The following is a 17,667-nucleotide window of genomic DNA, read 5'->3' as shown; positions in this document are numbered from 1 at the left end:
GAACCTGATCGCCCGTTTTTTATGTCTCTTGCAGAACCCTCCGCGCGGTGGCGCCTTGCGCGCGAGCGTATCCAGCCCAGCGGCCTGGCTGCCGGCTGGCCTGTCGATGTGGTCGAGGCCACCGGCTCCACCAACGCCGATCTGATGGCCGCCGTGCGTGATGCCGCCTGGCCTGCCAACCCTGCGATGCCTGCTCCTGCCGGCACGGCGCCGCTGCTGGGCGCCCGGGTGCTGGCCGCCCAGCGGCAGACTGCAGGACGCGGCCGACAGGGCCGCCCGTGGGATGGTGACCACGGCCTGACGTTTTCCATCGCCTGCGCCTTTGCGGGGGAGCCCGCGCTGCTCGGCGGCTTGAGCCTGGCCGTCGGTGTCGCCGTGGCTGACGCGGTCGCCGGGTACGCGGAAGCGCGGGGCGGCAGCGGACAGGCGCTCGCCCTGAAATGGCCCAACGATGTGCAGATCGCCGGGCGCAAGCTGGCCGGCATCCTGGTCGAGACCGTGCGGAAGGAAGCGGGTCAGACCTGGGCCGTCATCGGCATCGGCCTGAATCTGGAACGGCCGCGCGTGCTGGAAGCCACGCTGGGCCGCGGGCTATCGGGCGTGGAAGAACTCGTGGATGCGCCAGAGCCGAATGCCGTGTTCTCGGCCCTGCTCACATCGCTGGGGGAGCATCTGCAGCGCTTCGGCGCGCAGGGCCTGGCGCCGTTCGTTGCGCCGTTTGCCGCCCGTGATGCCTTTGCCGGCGAACGGGTGCGCCTGTGGCAGGACGGCACCGTGGTGCTGGAAGGCGTGGCGCATGGCATCGACGCGCAGGGCCGCCTGGCGATTGAGTCGGGCGGACGTGTGCAGTGGGTGCACAGCGGCGAGGTCTCCTTGCGCAGCGCAGAGGCGGACCAGCCATGACACGCCTGAAGGTGTCGGCCGCGCACGCTGCCCCCGCCCGTCCGCTGTTGCTGATCGACGCGGGAAACACACGCATCAAATGGGCGTGGATTGCCGGGGGTGCCGATGCCGAACTCGCCCTGCCGGAGGAGCCCGGCGGCACGCCCTGGCAGCATGCCGGCGCCCGCGCGCATGATCGATTGGCGGAACTGGTGGAAGACTGGCGCGATTGCCACGCCGCCGGCGTTGCGCCGCCCGAAGTATGGATCAGCGCGGTGGCCGGTCCGGCGCTGCGCGACGCACTCACCGCCCGCATCGCCCGCGTGTTCGATGGGGCGCGCGTGCGCATTGCGGCATCGGAGGACGCCACCGCCGGCCTGCGCAATGGGTATCGCGACCCCACGCAACTCGGCGCTGACCGATGGGTCGGCGCGGTCGGCGCCCGCCATCTGTGGCCCGACACGGCCTTGCTGCTCGTGACGGCGGGCACCGCCACCACGCTCGACATCGTCACGCCCGACGGCCTGTTTGCCGGCGGCCTGATCCTGCCCGGTCTCACGTTGATGATGCGCGCGCTGTCGCGCAACACCGCGCAGTTGCCCGAAGTGGACGTCAGCTACCTGAGCGCGGGCGACGTTGTGGCGCCGCCCTGGGCCGACAATACGCAGGACGCCATCGCGCTGGGCTGCGTCATCGCCCAGGCAGGCGCCATTGCGCAGACGTGGCTGGCACTGCAGAAGCAACATCCCGGGCCGGCACGCTGCGTGCTGAGCGGCGGGGCGCGCGCTGCGCTGGGGCCGCATCTGCGCATGCCGTTCCAGATGCACGATAATCTCGTGCTGCTTGGCCTGCAGGTGCTGGCGCGTGCAAGCCGGGACGGCGCCGCGACGCTGGCCTAGTTTCAGCCCGCCGTGCCGCTGTGTTTGCTTGGCGTTTTACCGTTGATGCTGCTGTGTTCCTGCATTCCGAACCCCCTTCCGAATCCACGTCCGTTCGCACCATGACGCTTCGCCTCGCCCTGCTGCTCCTGCTGCTCGTCAACGGCGTTCTGCTCGCGGCCAATACCGGCGTATTCGGGCCAGAAGTGTCCAAGGCGTGGTTCGAGAGCGAGCGCGAGCCTGACCGCATGCGGCGCCAGATCCGCACCGAAGAGATCCGTATTCTCCAACCGGCACCGGCTTCTTCACCGGCTGCTGCCGTACCCAAATCGGCGCCGGGCTCGCCGGAGGCCTCCCCGCCTGCCGCGTCAGGCACGCAAGCCAACCTCGAGCCTACGGCCCTGACGACCGCTGCTGCTGGAAACGGCGGCACCTGCACCGAACTGGGCGGCCTGACCGAAGCACAAGCCACGCGCAGCATTGATCAGCTCAGGCAGGTGGCGGGCGTGCAGGTCGAGCGCTTCACGCGCCAGGAAGACAACCGCTGGTGGGTCCACATGCCGGCACGCGACACGCGCGACGACGCCGAGCGCAAGGTGTCTGAACTCAAGCGCCGCAACGTGGCGGATTCAGCCATCGTGCAGGAAGGCAATACGTTCGTGGTATCGCTGGGCTTGTTTCGCGACAAGGAGCGCGCGCAGCAGCGCCTCGATGAGCTGCGCGCCAAGGACGTGCGCACCGCCGTGGTCACGCAAACGCGCCGGCTTGGCTCGCAGACGTCGCTGCGCGTGACCGCCACCGCCAACGCGGCTTCGGGCGTCGCAGCCCAACTGGCCGCGCTGAAGAAAACGTTGGGCACCGAAGACCTGCACGCGTGCGCTGCGGTCACGGCATCACGCTAACGCCTCAGGACGTTGCGCGCACGCGCTTGAGCAGCGCCGTGGTCGATCGGTCGTGCTCGAACGGAATCGCCAGCGCCTTGCCACCCCAGCTACGCACCACACGCGTTTCTTCCAGCGCATCGATGTCGTAGTCGCCACCTTTCACGTAGATGTCTGGACGCACGCGCTGGATGAGTTCGACCGGCGTCCGCTCGGCAAACAACACCACCAGGCTCACCGCTTCCAGGGCGGCCAGCACGGCCAGGCGATCGTCCTGAGTGTTGAGCGGGCGGTCGTCGCCCTTGCCCAGCATCCGCACCGAGGCATCGGTATTCACGCCGACCACGAGCGACGCGCCCAACGCACGCGCCTGCGCCAGATACGTGGCGTGCCCGCGATGCAGGATGTCGAACACCCCGTTGGTGAAGACCAGCGGGCGCTGCAAGGCGCGCACGCGGGCCTCCACATCGGCGGGATCGCAGATCTTCTGTTCAAAGGTGGGCGCGGGCTGGCGAGCGGTCATGGCAAAAGCGAAGTCGGAGTGAAAAACAAAACGGCCCATCGAATCGATGGGCCGCTCACTGCCAGTGGCAAGGATCAGGCAGCTTGTTCGGCCGAGCCGAGCAGACGCGCGTTCAGTTCCTTGCGGTAGCGGTTCAGGTCTTGCACGGTTTCAAAAGTGCGTTCGAACAGCAGACCCATGTTGTGCAGGATGCGCTCGATGACCTTCTTTTCCCAACCGGCGTCGAACTTGATCTGCTCGTCCAGCCAGTGCTCCAGCCAGTCCGGGTTCGGCAGGCGCGACTGCACCGTGTCTTGCGGGAAGAGCGCCTTGTTCACGTGCAGGTTGGTCGGGTGGAGCGGCTTCTCGGTGCGGCGCGCCGACGCCATCAGCACGCCGATCTTGGCGAATGCGCTGCGCGCGCTGTCGCCGAACTGGCCGAGGTACTTCTTCATGTAACGCAGGTAGGCGCCGCCATGGCGGGCTTCGTCCTGCGACAGATGCTTGTAGATCGCCTTGATGACCGGCTCGGTGTGCCATTCGGAGGCACGGCGGTACCAATGGTTCAGACGGATTTCGCCGCAGAAGTGCAGCATCAGCGTTTCCAGCGGCGGGGCCGGATCGAACTCGAAGCGCACGTTGTGCAGTTCTTCTTCGGTCGGCACGAGGTCCGGGCGGAAGCGGCGCAGATATTCCATCAGCACCAGCGAGTGCTTCTGCTCTTCAAAGAACCACACGCTCATGAACGCCGAAAAATCGGAGTCGTGACGATTGTCACGCAGGAACATCTCGGTGGCCGGCAGGGCTGACCACTCGGTGATGGCATTCATCTTGATGGTCTGCGCTTGCGCGTCGGTCAGCAGCGACGCATCGAACGTGTCCCACGGAATATCCTTTTCCATATTCCAGCGGACCGCTTCCAACGACTTGAACAATTCGGGATAGAGCATGGTAAGCCTTTGAATTTGCAGGCGGATTCTAGCAGACCTGCTTGACCAGCCCCCGTTTTTCATGGTTGCCGGAGCAAAGTTCTTGGTCTGCCCGTTTCCTCATCACAACAGGCCTGCCGCAGCCACGGTTGCAACGTGGCCCGGCGACCCCCTCACGCGCGATGCCGTCGCGCGTTGTCTCGCGGTATGCCGCGATGTGATCGGCAGCACGCAGGCTGTCGTCTTTTGTGTCGGACCGGACTACGCCCGGCGAGGTTTCAGTATAGGAAGCGTTGCAATCCGTGCGCAGAATGGCAGGCAACGCATACCGCACAATTCACCCGGTGCGACCCCGGGGCGTTATACCCTAGACTGAAGACAAACTCCGGTTCGCCGGCTGAGCGACCGCTTTTGGAGAGTCCCCATGTTGTTTCCTGCCACCGTTTCCGCGCGCCGGCCGCGCCTGCAATTGCACGCGTCGGGTGCGCTGCGTCGGCATCATGTGCTGATGATCATCATTGCGATTGCCATTGCCATCATTGCATTGCTGCTGCCCCGCACGGGACATGCCGCCACGGCTGGCGTTGCACCGACCGTGCAAGCGCCGGTTGCCGCAGGCGCATGCCCTGCCAGCCTGAATTTTCGCGTCAAGCGCCTGCAGGACGACGCGCCACAAGACCTGTGCCAGTACGCCGGCCGCGTCGTGCTGGTCGTCAACACCGCGAGCTATTGCGGCTACACGCATCAGTACGAGGGGCTCGAAGCGCTGTACGCAAAGTACCGCGACAAGGGGCTGACGGTGCTGGGCTTTCCGTCCAACGACTTCCAGCAGGAACCCGGCAACAGCAAGCAGATCGCCGACTTTTGCTACAACACATACGGCGTGAAATTTCCGATGTTCTCGAAGACGCCCGTGGTAGGCGCGAGCGCGTCGCCGCTCTATGCGTGGCTGGCGACGCAGACGGGCCAGCCGCCCAAGTGGAACTTCCACAAATACCTGCTGGACCGCACCGGCCGCGTGGCGGCGGTGTTCCCGAGCAGCGTCGAGCCGAGCGACCCGGCGCTGATCAAGCGCATCGACGCGCTGCTGGCTGAACCATCGACACGCTCGTCGCGCTGATCAGGCTGCGCGCATCGTGTCCGGAATCGCGCCGTACAGAAACGCCGCCAACTCGTCGCGGCGCGCCTGCACATCGCGCTCGCCCAGGTCGATCAGTTCCTGCGTGAACTCTGGCTCAAAAAGCAGATAGCTGGCGAATGCTGCGCCGCGCGCCTCGGTGCCGCCCAGCGGCTTGAGCAGCGCCCGCACGGTGCCGGGCAGGCGTTGCACGTGGCGAGAGGCAATCAGCTCGATGCGCTCGGAAGGCGCCATGACCAGCACTTCGATCTTGCGCCAGCCGTCGCGCGCATCGGCAATCTCGGGGTTGCGCGCCACCATGGCGTTGACGTGCTGCAGCCGCTCGATGTCAGCCGAAAGCCCGTCGAGAAAGATGCTCGCCAGCGCCTGCCCCGCGATCTGCGCCAGCGACGGATAGCCGGACGCCGGTACCGTGTCGTACCAGCCAGGCTGCGTGCGAGACGCCGCGCCCACCACCAGAATGCGATTCGCACCCAGATGAATGGCGGGGCTCAACGGCGACATCTGCCGCATCGTGCCGTCGCCGAACCATTCGTCGTTCCCTTCGAGCGGCACAGGCTCGGCCGGAAAGACGAACGGGATGCTCGACGACGCGAGCATGTGCGACACGCCAATCTGGTCTGATACCGCAATCCGCTGCGAACGCCGCCACGGCAGCACCACGTGCGGCGATTGATAGAACGTGACGTGACGCCCTGTGGTGTATGACAGCGCGGTGATGGCCAGCGCGCGTAGCGCTCCGGCGTCGAATGCCGCCTGCACCTGCTGACCGTCGTGTTGGGATTCCAGCAGCTCGCGCAGCGGCGTGTTGTCGAACAAGGCGCGCGGCGTGTGGCCGGTCATCCAGCCGAACGCCAGTGCGGTCAGCCAGCGCGCGCCGCTGGAGCCCACGCGGCCGACGTCCGTGCGATAGACGCGATCGGCATGCAGGCTGCCCCAGAGCTGGGTGAGCGCCTCGGTGGCGAGCGTGAAATCCTGCGCGCCGCGCGCAAGGCCGAGACTGTTGATGGCGCCCGCCGACGTCCCGCAAATGACGTCGAACGGCGTGCGCGCCACGCCCGGCGCATACTCGCGCGCCAACCCCGCGATGCCGCGCAGCACTCCGACCTGGTAGGCGGCACGCGCACCGCCGCCCATCATCAAGAGTGCAGTGCAGTCCGTCGACATCGATCAGGGGGTGTCGTTGGTGGGCTTGCGCGGCGCAGATTTCGCCGGCGCTTTCTTGGCAGCAGTCTTCTTGGTGGCCGGCTTGGCTGTGCGCCCTGCAGACGCCTTGGCGGCCGGCTTCGGCGTCGCCTTGGCGGCAGCGCGCTTGGGCTGGGCCGGCGCTGTCGGCTCTTCGATGTCTTCCGGCGCCGCATCGAGCCCTTCCGCGCCCGGGGCGCCGCCAGACCCGGGGAAGCCTCCGGGGAAACCCGGCATCAGATTCTGCGGCATCGGCATGGCGGCCGCTGCGGAGCTGGCGATCTGGTTGAACTGCTGCTGCAGCATGTTCCACCACGGCGAGGGGTCCAGCGCAGCCGCGGCGGCGCGTGCGGCCGCTTGCGCCTGCGCAGCGGCCTGTGCCTGAGCGTGGGCAGCCTCGGCGCGGGCTTCGGCCTGATCGTCGTCCGTGTCTTCTTCCGCCTCGTCCTCGTCTTCGGGCGGCGGTTCGTCGTCCGGCTTGGCTGTGGCGGCGGTGTGGGGCCAGACAGGTTTGGATTCCTCGCCGGAAGACGAAGAAGACGACGACGCGCTCGGCGTCAGGCCGTCGAACGCAGACTTCATGGCCTCGGGCGACAGTGCGGAGCCGAACGTCTGCAAGGCCACCAACGTGGCGCGCTGCACCTCCAGGCCCTGAATTGCCGTACGCAGGAGGCTGGCGTTCAGTTGCAGCCAACTCTCCACCGCGCGCAGATCGTGGATACGCTTGTCGATTTCCTCAAGGTCCATCGGCGGCGCGGCAAAGCTCGCCATGTTGGGCATGCCGCCACCGGCCATCCCGGCAAAGCCGCCGCCCCACAGCTTGCGCAGGAAATCGAAACCGCCTTCGGCGAAATTGGGCATCTGGGTGAACATGGTGTCTCCTACAAATCGGTCGGGGGGCGGGCGCGCATACGTGTCTTCATCTTCAATCAGGCGCCATCAAACGTGGGCGGACGCTTCTGGCGCAGGCTCGCAATGCCCTCGCGCACGTCGGGGCCCGCAAAGCCCATGAATTCAAGCGCCAGCGACGTATCAAAACTCGGGCCCGCCAGACGCAGCCAATTGTTCAGCGCGTACTTGGTCCACCGGATGGCCGTCTGCGAACCCGCCGCCAGGCGCTCGGCGACCTCGAATGCGCGGTTGACGAGTTCCGATTCCGGCACGGCCAGCGAAATCAGCCCAATGCGCTCGGCCTCTTCGCCGGTCATGGACTCGCATAGCAGCAAGTAGTACTTGGCCTTGGCCATGCCGCACAACAGCGGCCAGACGATGGCCGCGTGGTCGCCCGCCGCCACGCCCAGGCGCGTGTGGCCGTCGACGATGCGGGCATCCTTGGCAGCGATGGAAATATCGGCCAGCAATCCGGCTACCAGCCCTGCGCCCACGGCCGGGCCGTGCATGGCGCTGACAATGGGCTTGTCGCAGTTGATGACGTTGTAGACGAGGTCGCGTGCCTCGTGCCAGACGCGCGTGCGCACCTCGAAGTCGTCGGCCATCTGCTCGACGAGGTGCAGATCGCCGCCAGCCGAAAAGCCCTTGCCCTCACCGCGGATGAGCGCGACGCGCACGGAGGGCTCGGCGGAAACATCGCGCCAAATTTCCGCCAGCTCACGGTGCAGCCCGGCATCGGCCGTGGACAATTTGCGGTTGGCCGACTGCGCCGCACCCATCACGATTTCGAGGATGGGGCCGTGCTGGACGAGCGTCAGCGCCTGGTAGCGGGCAAAACGGGGAGCGAGCGAGGTCATGGCGTCCGAGGTAATGAATCAAGCATAGCGGATGAGATCGCGCATGCAACGCGGGATGTGCGCCCTCGTCACTTCGCGGTATCGGCCAGGTGCCATTGGCCACGGCGGATCTGCGCCATGACGCGGGCACGCTGGTCCAGGCCAACGTGGTCTTGTGGGCTCATGTTCACCACGCCGGTGCTGGTAGGCAGATCGCGCACCTGCTCCAGTGCGTCGCGCAGCGCCTCGCGAAAGGCCGGCGTGCCAGGCTTGGCGCGCTTGAGCGCCACCGGCACCGCACGCTGCAACAGCAAGCCGATGTCGCCGGTGTAGGCCGCGAAGATCGACACGCTGCCCTTGCCGAAGGCGGCCTCGTAGCGGCGCGCAAAATCCAGCGCCTGCTTCTTGGCTGGGTGGGTATCAGCCAGTTCGGCGGCGACCATCACGGGGCCGGTCGGCACGTAGGCGGCTTCGCAGTCCTTGCCGCATAGCCTGACGAAATCGTTGTTGGAAACGCCGTGATTGAAGTAGATCTTGCCGGTGTAGCCCCGCTCGGCCAGCGCGCGAGCCGGCAGCGCGGCCGGCGTTCCGGAGCCGCCAATCACCACCGCGTCGGGCTTGTTGGCCAGCAGATGCAGGACTTGCGCCGTCACGCTGTTGTCCGTGGGCGAAAAACGCTCGGTATCGGTGACGCGGATGTGCTTGAGATCGGCAAAGCGCTGCACCTCCATCAGGAAGGCCTCGCCCAGTGCATTTGCAAAGCCGATGTAAGCAATGGTCTTCAAGCCGTGCGCTGCGGCGTGCTCAGCAATCAGCGACGCCATGTGCGAGTCCGAATGCGGCGTCTTGAAGATCCAGCGCCGCTTGGCATCCATCGGCTCGATCAACCGGGCGGATGAGGCCAGCGAAATCACGGGCGTCTTGCCCTCGGCCGCCGCGTCGATCATCGCCAGCGTATTCGGCGTCGTGGAAGAGCCGACGATCACGTCAACGTTCGACTCGCTCATCAGCTTGCGCGTGTTGGTAACGGCGCGCGTGGTGTCCGAGGCATCGTCAAGCACGATCACGTCGACCTTTTCGCCGCCAATCTCGCTTGGCCACAGCGTGGTTGCGTTCTTCTCGGGCTGCCCCAGCGAGGCCTGCGGCCCGGTGGCCGACACCGTGACCCCGACGCGGATGTCCGCCAGTGCGGCGGAAGACAGCAAAGCCAGACCAGCCAGTACGCCTGCGTGCCGCCACTTCGGTCGCTGCATTGGGGGTCTCCTCACGTGGTTTGGCAAAGAGCGTAGCGGTTTTGCGGCGGTTTGGCGATGCGGAGTCGCCCAGGCTGGACAGGTTCAGGCAGCGAGCGCCGTGATGCGGGCGCGCGGCAGCGCATCCTCCACGAACGCGCGCATCGATTCGAGCACAGCCGATTGCGGCATCAACCCGAAGTTGTGCAGCGCCATCACGTGATCGACGCCCATGTCGGACAGCCGCGCGAGCTTCTCGGCCACCGCATCGGGCGTGCCGAACAACGACAGGCCGCTGGCGAGCACATCGTCGTACGTCTGGCGGCGCGCATAGAGACGCGTGGCAACGTACAGGTCGAACGCGTCGGCGGCCGTTGCACGCACGGCGGCTTCGGTCGGGCCCACATGCGTGTGCAGCGCGACGGCCGCCATGCCACGCGTGTCGGCAATGCCTGCTTCGGTCAGGCCGCGCCGGTAGTCGTCCATCAACGCGCGGATGTCATTGAAGCTGTCGACCGAGGCATACGGCACGAACAGCATGCGCCGCCCCTGCCGGCCAATGTGATACGCCGCCTCGCGCCGCAGGATCGCCACGTGGATCGGCACGCGAGCCTGCACCGGCAGCACGTTGAGGCGCACGTCGCGCAGCGTGTGGAACTGGCCCGCGTGATGCACACGCTCACCTGCAAGCAAGCGCTCGACAAGCATCAGCGCTTCGTCAAAGCGCTCGCGCTTGACGGCGGGGTCGACGTCGTAGCCTTCGAACTCGTGCTTGAGGTAGCCGGAGCCCACGCCCAGCGACAGCCGTCCGCCCGAAAGCGCATCGACCATCGCGTAGTTCTCTGCCACCGTGGCCGGATGATGAAAGGTGAGGATCGAAATGGCGGTGCCCAGCCGCAGCCGCTGCGTCTGCGCGGCCAGATGCGTGAGAAAGACCGCAGGGTTGGGAACGGCGCCGTACTCGTGAAAGTGATGCTCGGCCACCCAGAAGGTGTCGTAGCCGAGCGCTTCGGCGTGGCGCGCCTGGGCGATGACGTCTGCGTAGAGTTGCGGCAGACTGCGGGGCCGGTCGGGGTAATGGTCCTGCACGGAAAAGATCGACAGCTTCATGGCGTCTCCCGGGGTTTCGAGGTCTTTTCCAGCGCGCAGGGCCGCCGCGCCGGTTGTATCTTTTTACGTAACGTGTATCTTATAAAGCGACACTCGAGACATCAAGATGCCCATCGACGCTCCCCTGCCGCCGGACACATCGCCCGACGAACTGCCCGCAGAAGACGCCGCACCTGAACGCACCAGCGCCGGCATCCAGTCCGCCGAGATCGCGCTGAGCGTGCTTTCGGCGATGGCGCATGCCGGTGGCGCACACGCCGTCTCAGAACTGGGCCGCCAGCTAGGCATGCCGCGCGCGAAGGTGCACCGTTATCTGGTGTCGCTGGAACGCATGGGTTTTGTCGAGCAGGATCCAGCCTCGGCCCGTTATCGGCTCGGCACACAGGCCTTGCAGGTGGGGCTGTCGGCGCTGTCCGACGTGGATTTCGTGCGCGAAGGCAGCAACCTGCTGCCTAAGCTGGCCGAACGGCTGAACGAAAGCGTGTTTCTGTCGATCTGGACCGCGCGCGGGCCCGTCATCGTGCGCTGGGAAGACAGCGGCCGGCCGGTGGCGGTCAATGTGCGGGTGGGCTCCGTCATGCCCCTGCTGAATTCAGCCACGGGCCAGGCGTGCGCGGCGTGGGTGCCTGAAATCCAGATCGTCTCGCTCATCGACCGCGAGCTGCGCGGCCCCGGCGCCGGCAAGGCGGGTCTGACCGACTGGCTGAACTGCCGCGCGCGCTGGCAGGCGGTGCGGCAGGAGGGCGTGGCGCGCATCGGCGGGACATTGGTGCACGGCATCGATTCAGTGGCCGTGCCGGTGCTCGATTCCCAGGGCAAGCTGGCCGGGGCGATCACGGCGCTGGGCTTGTCCAGCGTGTTTGATTCGAGCCCGGAAGGGCCCGCCGCGCGGCTGTTGCGCGAGGCCGGGCGCACGCTGTCGCTGCGCCTGGGGTATCACGGGCAGGCGCTGATGGCCGGTGCCGCTGCGCCAACGCGGGGGCGCCGTCCGCGGACGACGCCCGAATCCGCGTAAGGCAAGGCTTACGCCTGCGTGCCCGGCGCAACGACTTCCTGGTCGATCGCCCCGAAAATCGACACGCCGTTGGCGTCGAACATCTCGATCTTCACGGTGTCGCCGTAGCGCATGTACTCGGTGACGGGCGCCCCGGATTCGAGGGTTTCCAGCATGCGTTTCTCGGCAATGCATGCGTACCCCTTGCTGCGGTCCACGTTGGAAATCGTGCCGGAGCCGACGATGCTGCCCGCGCGCACGTTGCGTGTCTTGCAGATATGCGCGATCAACTGCCCGAAGTCGAACACCATATCGGTGCCGCACTCGGGCTGGCCAACTTTCTTGTTGTTCCAGCGCACCGTCATTGGCAGATGCACCTTGCGTTCGCGCCAGGCGTCGCCCAATTCATCGGGCGTGACGGCCACGGGCGAGAACGACGTGGCCGGCTTGCTCTGAAAGAAGCCGAAACCCTTGCCCAGCTCCGCGGGAATCAGATTGCGCAGCGACACATCGTTGGCGAGCACGATCAGGCGGATGCCCTCGGCAGCGGCGGCCGGCTCGGTGCCCATCGGCACGTCGCCGGTGATGACAGCGACCTCAGCTTCAAAATCGATGCCGAACGCTTCACTGCGGCAGACGATCGGGTCGTGCGCGCCGGCCAGGTCGTCCGAGCCGCCCTGGTACATCAGCGGGTCGGTCCAGAACTCGGGGGGCATCTCGGCGCCGCGCGCCTTGCGCACCAGTTCAACGTGATTCACATACGCCGAGCCGTCGGCCCACTGATACGCGCGCGGCAGCGGCGCCATGCAGTTGGCAGCGTCGAACGCAAACGGGTGGCGTGCGCGGCCCGCGTTGAGCAGGTCGTACAGATCCTGCAACTGCGGCGCGTGGAAAGCCCAGTCGTCCAGCGCGCGCTGCAGCGTACCGGCGATGTGCGTGGCGAAGTGAGCGGTCTTCAGGTCGCGCGAGACCACGGCCAGTTGGCCGTCGCGCGAGCCATCCTTGAGGGTGGCGAGTTTCATGTGCGTTGTAAGAAAAAAGGCTGCGCGGATGGTACACCGAGCATCGGCTAAACTGGCCCGAACCGATCCATCGCCCCTGACCATGCCACCGCTGCCCGCCGACGCCGATCTTGATCTGGAGCCCGATGCCGATAGTGAATTGGATGCGCCCGCACGCTCGGGTATCCAGTCCATCGAAGTCGGCTTCCGGTTGCTGGAAGTGCTCACGCATACCAGCGGCCCGATGATGCTGCGCGACCTCGCGCGTGCCGCGCCCATGAACCCCGCCAAGGCGCACCGTTACCTGGTGAGCTTTGCGCGGCTGGGGCTGGTCACGCAAACGCCTGAAGGCCGTTACGACCTTGGGCCTTTCGCGCTGGAAATGGGGCTCTTGAGCCTGAACCGGCAAGATCCGATGCGCCGCGCCCGGCCCGCCGCCGCCGCGCTGCGCGACGAGATCGATCACACCATCGGCCTGGCCGTTTGGGGCAATCAGGGCCCGGCCATCGTCCATTGGGAAGAAGCCAGCCATCCGGTAACGGTCAGCCTGCGCCTGGGCGACGTGATGCCGATGCTGAACTCGGCCACCGGCCGCGTGTTCGGCGCGTACTTGCCGCGCGCGCAGACGCGCTCATTCATCCAGCGCGAAATCGATCGCATTGCGGCCAAGGGTAAGTCCGCCGACTCCGAGAACCCCGAGCTGCCGCGAACACTCGAAGCCTACGACGTCATCTGCGCAGACGTGCGCCAGCACGGCGCCTCGCGCATCCACGGTGGCGTGCTGCCCGGCATCAACGCGATGTCGCTGCCGGTGTTCGACGCCAACGGCCAATTGTGTCTGGTGCTGATCGCCTTGGGCGCACAAAGCACCTTCGACACCAGCTGGAGCAGCCCGCTGGAGCGGCGCTTGCGGCTGGCCGCACAACAGCTTTCCGCCGATCTTGGATACGTTGCTCCCACCGCCCCGCAATCCTGACGAACTGAGTAGCGACCCCGTGCAACCCCGCAGGCGTCGCTTCCATCGGCTTGGCCGTCTCGGGGTGGTGCTGTTGGCCGTGCTTGTGCTGCATGTCGTTGCGGTCGAGTGGGTTGCGCGCAGTCGTCAGGTGACGTGGCCGCCCGCGCCGGAACAGATCATCCCCGCGCTGTTGCTGCTCCCTGAGCCTGTACAGCCGCCCCCGCCCCCGGCCACGCCCACGCCACGGCCGGCTGTACCGCATGTGCCCCATCCGGCCGCACCCGCGCCGGCGCCGACACCTGCGCCGGCGCCCGACCTCGCAAGCATGGACCCGTCCGAGTTCACCAGCGCTGGCGCACAAGCCTCCGGCGATACCGGCATGGCCAGAGATCTCAGCGGCGACGGCCCGGGTGGCCCCCCAGCACCGTCCGGCGAGGGCTTTTCGCTGCCACCCTCGGCCACGCTGCGATACGCCACTTACGTCAACGGCGTGCGCAACGAAGACGGTGTGATCCGCTGGGCCACCGACGGCAAAACTTACACGCTCGCCGTGGAAATTCCGTTGCCGTTGTTCTTCGGCACACTGGCCTTTCGCAGCGCTGGCACCGTCGGCGACTATGGCCTGACTCCTACACGCTATGAAGAAGTGCGCGGCCGCAGGCAGCCCGACGTCACCACGTTCCACCACGCGACCGAATCAGCACCCGCGTCGGGCGTGCAGAGCGCATCCACAGTCACTTTTACACGAACGCCGGCCGTGCTTCCGTTGCCAGAGGGCACACAAGACCGCTTCAGCGTCTTTCTGCAATTGACGGGATTAGCCCGCGGCGGCCCGGAGCGCATCGCCAGTCCGGGTCTCACCCTGGAAATTCCGATCGCCGATACCGATAGCGTGGAAGTCGCCCGCGTCCAGCACATCGGCGAGGACACTATCGACACGCCGAACGGCACGATTCGTGCGCAGCACTTCATACGGCTGCCGCGCCGCGCGGATGACAAACGGCGTGTAGAGATCTGGCTGTCCCCCGATCGCGGCTGGCTGCCGGTACGCCTGCGCCAGACCGAGCCCAACGGCATGCAGTTCGATCTGGTCTATCAGTCCCAGGAAGGAGGCTGACATGGACGCAAACGCCCTCTCCGCCGCCGGCACGGTGCGCGCCAACGACATCGACATCCACTACCGCACCGACGGCACGGACGGCCCCTGGGCGGTGCTCGCGCACGCGCTGGGCGTCGACCACCGGTTGTGGGACAACACCGCCCAACGCCTGGCAGGCCGCTATCGGGTCCTCCGCTACGACGCACGCGGCCACGGCCAGACCAGTGCCCCACATGGCCCCTACACGCTGTTCCAGATGGCGGACGATGTGGCCGGCCTGCTCGATGCGCTATCGATCGGACAGGTGCATTTCGTGGGCCTGTCGATGGGCGGCATGGTCGGGCAGGTTCTGGGCGTACGGCACGCGCAGCGGCTGCTGTCGCTCACCCTGTGCGACACCGTGTGCCACACGCCCATATCGGCGCACCCAATGTGGGATGAACGCATTGGCCAGGTCGAAGCACACGGCATGAGCGGCATCGTGGAACCCACGATGCAGCGCTGGCTGACTACGCCGTTCCGGGAAGCGCATCCCGATGTTGTCGAACGGATTCGTGCATTGCTGCGCGCCACGCCGCCCCACGGCTATGTCGGTGCGTGCCTGGCCATCAAGGCGCTCGACACACGCAGCGCGTTGGCGCGCATCGCCTGTCCCGTGCTCGTCATGACCGGTGAGCAGGACACTGGCGCGCCGGTGGAAGCCGCGCGCGAAATCGCCTCGCACATTCCCGACGCCCGTTTGAAAGTGATTCCGCATGCGGCGCACCTGGCCCCTATCGAACAGGAGGAGGCCTTTCTCGCCGATCTGGATGAGTTCCTCAGGCACGCGGGATGCGAAACCCAGGTTGACACGCCATGAGGCCTGCTTGCCTTGCCGATAGTTGCAAGCGCCCCGCACACCGCCCGTTGTCCACTGGCCGAATGGCGGAAGCCCGTTTGCTCCTTTCGGTGCAGGCCCGGAAAGATATTGTTACTCGATCCCAACGCACGTCACACATTTCGCCTCGCGTTTGCGAACTTTGTGACCGATCATGAAGCCCAAGGAACAGATGGGGCGGAACGATCATGAGGCGGGAGTTGATCGGCCCTTGAAGTCATGATGGTGGGCCCCATCTACCCGGTGCAGCAGTAGAGCAGTCCCCACAACAGCAAGACGATTGACGCCTCGGAGGTGCACCATGCAGATGATCTACAACAGCGACAACTACTGTGTTGTCGAGTTCGGTGTAGACGGCCAACACGCCATGCTTGCCGCGGGCGGCTACGAGATCGTCGACAAGAACCTCAAACGTGAAATCTTCCTTGGCGGCGAGTTGGCCGAGCATTTCCGCGAAGACGTGAAGAAGCTCATCGCCAGCGAACCGACCGTTGAAGAAGTCGATGATTTCCTGGGCAAATTCGACACGGTGATGACGCAGCCGGTCACGATGCACTGAGGCACTTCGCGGGTCAGACTGCCCGCTGGAACAACCATGAAAAAACGCCCGGAGCTTGGCGCTGCCGGGCGTTATTCATTTGCCGACCGACTATCGGGCCGATAGTTTCTCTCTAGCACTGCTCCCACGGGAGACCGGCATGACGCCAGCCATTGAGGGTGTTGCGATGGCGCGTGCCGTCCAAATCGCCTTCGAAGCCGTGGCGCACGACGTAGACATCGCGGAACCCGGCTTCTTCCAGCGCGTGCGCAGCGGCCGCGGAGCGATTGCCGCTCCGGCAGATCAGCACGATCGGCCGCTCGATGCCGTGGCCGGTCAATTTGCGTACGGTCGGCACGAACTCCGGGTTCACTTCCCAGTGCGGGCCGTCATTCCAGGAGACGTGGTGCGCGCCGGCCGGATGCCCCACGAAAAGGTGTTCCATCTCGCTGCGGCAGTCGATAAAGAGGGCGGCAGGCGTACGCTGCAGGAACGCGTGGGCGTCTGTGGGGTCGAGCAGTTGCATGGCGGGCGTCAGAGCAGAGCAATTGGCGTGATGTCGATTATAGAAGCGCGATTGCCCGCAACGGCGGCAAGTCATTGATGCGACTGGTAAAATTCCGTTTTGGCCGCAAATTCTGAATATTCGACCGGCCGCCGCACCCCGGAGTCCCACCCCATGACCGCGCCCCTGCCCTACACCCGTGCCGCCAACCTGCCCGCGCTGCTGCGCGAGCGCATCCTGATCCTGGACGGCGCAATGGGCACCATGATCCAGCGCTACAAGCTGAATGAGGCGCAGTACCGTGGCGAGCGATTTGCCGACCATCCGATCGATGTAAAGGGCAACAACGAGCTGTTGCTGCTCACCCGCCCCGACGTCATCCGTGAAATCCACGAGCAGTATCTCGCGGCTGGCGCCGACCTGATCGAAACCAACACCTTCGGTGCGACGACCATCGCGCAGGAAGACTACAAGATGGCGGAGCTGGCTTACGAGATGAACGTCGTGGCCGCCCGCCTCGCACGCGAGGCCTGCGACAAATACAGCACGCCCGACAAGCCGCGCTTCGTCGCCGGCGCCTTTGGGCCGACGCCAAAGACCGCGAGCATCTCGCCCGACGTGAACGACCCGGGCGCCCGCAACGTCAGCTTCGACCAACTGCGCGATGCGTATTACGAGCAGGGTAAGGCGCTGCTCGAAGGCGGCGCGGACGTGTTCCTGGTCGAGACCATCTTCGACACGCTCAACGCCAAGGCGGCGCTGTTCGCCATCGATCAGCTTTTCGAAGACACCGGCGAGCGCGTGCCCGTGATGATCTCCGGCACCGTCACCGACGCCTCGGGCCGCATCCTCTCTGGCCAAACCGTCGAAGCCTTCTGGAACAGCCTGCGCCACGCCAAGCCGATCACCTTCGGCCTGAACTGCGCGCTGGGTGCTGCGTTGATGCGTCCGTACATTGCCGAACTGGCGAAGATCTGCGACGCGGCCGTCTCGTGCTACCCGAATGCCGGCCTGCCCAACCCGATGAGCGACACGGGTTTCGATGAAACGCCAGAGGTCACCTCCAGCCTGGTCGACGAGTTTGCTTCGGCCGGCCTGGTGAATCTGGTGGGCGGTTGCTGCGGCACCACGCCGGAGCACATCAAGGCGATTGCCGATCGCGTGGCGAATCGCAAACCGCGCGCATGGCCCGGCCAATACAAAGAAGCCGCCTGAGCACAGGCCCCACGCC

At 66.1% G+C, this 17,667-nt stretch carries 19 protein-coding genes; 10 read left to right on the top strand and 9 right to left on the bottom strand.

The genetic code is table 11. The features are described 5' to 3' along the window. The first annotated feature begins 21 nt into the window (after positions 1-21). From AAHM38_RS20075 to AAHM38_RS20065, 3 genes are all read left to right on the top strand, one after another. Positions 22-903 (top strand): biotin--[acetyl-CoA-carboxylase] ligase, encoded by an 882-nt coding sequence (locus tag AAHM38_RS20075; protein ID WP_116576719.1) that lies wholly within the window; start codon positions 22-24, stop codon positions 901-903. Next, complete coding sequence (locus AAHM38_RS20070; RefSeq protein ID WP_116576720.1) at positions 900-1,781, top strand: type III pantothenate kinase; 882 nt, start codon at positions 900-902, stop codon at positions 1,779-1,781. Before AAHM38_RS20075 ends, AAHM38_RS20070 begins: the two co-directional genes overlap by 4 nt. A 101-nt stretch (positions 1,782-1,882) precedes the next feature. Next, positions 1,883-2,662 (top strand): SPOR domain-containing protein, encoded by a 780-nt coding sequence (locus AAHM38_RS20065; RefSeq protein ID WP_116576760.1) that lies wholly within the window; start codon positions 1,883-1,885, stop codon positions 2,660-2,662. A gap of 4 nt (positions 2,663-2,666) precedes the next feature. Here AAHM38_RS20065 and rfaE2 read toward each other — a convergent pair whose 3' ends face one another. Together rfaE2 and AAHM38_RS20055 are read right to left on the bottom strand one after the other, a co-directional pair. Continuing rightward, entirely contained in the window at positions 2,667-3,164 is a 498-nt protein-coding gene (rfaE2, locus tag AAHM38_RS20060; RefSeq protein ID WP_116576761.1) for a D-glycero-beta-D-manno-heptose 1-phosphate adenylyltransferase, read from the bottom strand. Positions 3,165-3,238: 74 nt separating this feature from the next. Further along, entirely contained in the window at positions 3,239-4,093 is an 855-nt protein-coding gene (locus AAHM38_RS20055) for a ferritin (RefSeq protein WP_004633768.1), read from the bottom strand. Between the two features lie 403 nt (positions 4,094-4,496). Between AAHM38_RS20055 and AAHM38_RS20050 the strand changes: the two genes are divergently transcribed. Next, positions 4,497-5,192 carry a glutathione peroxidase gene (locus AAHM38_RS20050; RefSeq protein ID WP_116576721.1) on the top strand — a complete coding sequence of 232 codons (696 nt, stop codon included), beginning with the start codon at positions 4,497-4,499 and terminating at the stop codon, positions 5,190-5,192. Here the strand turns inward: AAHM38_RS20050 and AAHM38_RS20045 are convergent, their stop codons facing one another. From AAHM38_RS20045 to AAHM38_RS20025, 5 genes are all read right to left on the bottom strand, one after another. Beyond that, entirely contained in the window at positions 5,193-6,377 is a 1,185-nt protein-coding gene (locus AAHM38_RS20045; protein WP_179817601.1) for a patatin-like phospholipase family protein, read from the bottom strand. A 3-nt stretch (positions 6,378-6,380) separates the two neighbouring features. After that, entirely contained in the window at positions 6,381-7,268 is an 888-nt protein-coding gene (locus AAHM38_RS20040; RefSeq protein WP_116576722.1) for a PhaM family polyhydroxyalkanoate granule multifunctional regulatory protein, read from the bottom strand. 56 nt (positions 7,269-7,324) lie between these two features. Then, positions 7,325-8,143 (bottom strand): enoyl-CoA hydratase/isomerase family protein, encoded by an 819-nt coding sequence (locus AAHM38_RS20035; RefSeq protein WP_037027801.1) that lies wholly within the window; start codon positions 8,141-8,143, stop codon positions 7,325-7,327. 68 nt (positions 8,144-8,211) lie between these two features. Continuing rightward, a complete protein-coding gene (locus tag AAHM38_RS20030; protein WP_116576723.1) occupies positions 8,212-9,375 on the bottom strand; it encodes an ABC transporter substrate-binding protein in 1,164 nt (387 codons plus the stop codon). Between the two features lie 84 nt (positions 9,376-9,459). Next, positions 9,460-10,464 (bottom strand): LLM class flavin-dependent oxidoreductase, encoded by a 1,005-nt coding sequence (locus AAHM38_RS20025; protein WP_116576724.1) that lies wholly within the window; start codon positions 10,462-10,464, stop codon positions 9,460-9,462. A gap of 106 nt (positions 10,465-10,570) precedes the next feature. Here AAHM38_RS20025 and AAHM38_RS20020 point away from each other — a divergent pair, with 106 nt between their 5' ends. Then, positions 10,571-11,479 carry an IclR family transcriptional regulator gene (locus AAHM38_RS20020; RefSeq protein WP_116576725.1) on the top strand — a complete coding sequence of 303 codons (909 nt, stop codon included), beginning with the start codon at positions 10,571-10,573 and terminating at the stop codon, positions 11,477-11,479. A gap of 8 nt (positions 11,480-11,487) precedes the next feature. On the opposite strand, the gene AAHM38_RS20015 is transcribed toward AAHM38_RS20020, so the two are convergent. Continuing rightward, on the bottom strand, positions 11,488-12,480 hold the full coding sequence (locus tag AAHM38_RS20015) for a fumarylacetoacetate hydrolase family protein (RefSeq protein ID WP_012760986.1): 993 nt from the start codon (positions 12,478-12,480) through the stop codon (positions 11,488-11,490). A gap of 82 nt (positions 12,481-12,562) precedes the next feature. Here AAHM38_RS20015 and AAHM38_RS20010 point away from each other — a divergent pair, with 82 nt between their 5' ends. The 4 genes from AAHM38_RS20010 (at position 12,563) to AAHM38_RS19995 (ending at position 15,952) form a co-directional block, all read left to right on the top strand. After that, positions 12,563-13,435 carry an IclR family transcriptional regulator gene (locus AAHM38_RS20010; RefSeq protein WP_116576726.1) on the top strand — a complete coding sequence of 291 codons (873 nt, stop codon included), beginning with the start codon at positions 12,563-12,565 and terminating at the stop codon, positions 13,433-13,435. Beyond that, positions 13,401-14,534, top strand: coding sequence for a DUF3108 domain-containing protein (locus tag AAHM38_RS20005; RefSeq protein ID WP_218909922.1), 1,134 nt, complete (start codon positions 13,401-13,403; stop codon positions 14,532-14,534). The genes AAHM38_RS20010 and AAHM38_RS20005 overlap by 35 nt, the downstream gene beginning before the upstream one ends. A gap of 1 nt (position 14,535) precedes the next feature. After that, on the top strand, positions 14,536-15,375 hold the full coding sequence (gene pcaD, locus AAHM38_RS20000) for a 3-oxoadipate enol-lactonase (RefSeq protein ID WP_116576728.1): 840 nt from the start codon (positions 14,536-14,538) through the stop codon (positions 15,373-15,375). Positions 15,376-15,694: 319 nt separating this feature from the next. After that, positions 15,695-15,952, top strand: coding sequence for a BTH_I0359 family protein (locus AAHM38_RS19995; RefSeq protein WP_012760982.1), 258 nt, complete (start codon positions 15,695-15,697; stop codon positions 15,950-15,952). A gap of 112 nt (positions 15,953-16,064) precedes the next feature. On the opposite strand, the gene AAHM38_RS19990 is transcribed toward AAHM38_RS19995, so the two are convergent. Then, positions 16,065-16,457 carry a rhodanese-like domain-containing protein gene (locus AAHM38_RS19990; RefSeq protein WP_004633744.1) on the bottom strand — a complete coding sequence of 131 codons (393 nt, stop codon included), beginning with the start codon at positions 16,455-16,457 and terminating at the stop codon, positions 16,065-16,067. 153 nt (positions 16,458-16,610) lie between these two features. On the opposite strand from AAHM38_RS19990, the gene AAHM38_RS19985 reads away from it, so the two are divergent. Continuing rightward, positions 16,611-17,651, top strand: a complete 1,041-nt coding sequence (locus AAHM38_RS19985) for a homocysteine S-methyltransferase family protein (RefSeq protein WP_116576729.1) — start codon at positions 16,611-16,613, stop codon at positions 17,649-17,651. Positions 17,652-17,667 lie beyond the last annotated feature (16 nt).

Origin of the sequence: Ralstonia sp. OTU4908, assembly GCF_038440115.1 — a bacterium.
Lineage (GTDB): Bacteria > Pseudomonadota > Gammaproteobacteria > Burkholderiales > Burkholderiaceae > Ralstonia > Ralstonia pickettii.
The sequence above is the reverse complement of the archived record's forward strand: the minus strand, read 5'-3'. Positions and strand labels throughout refer to the sequence as shown.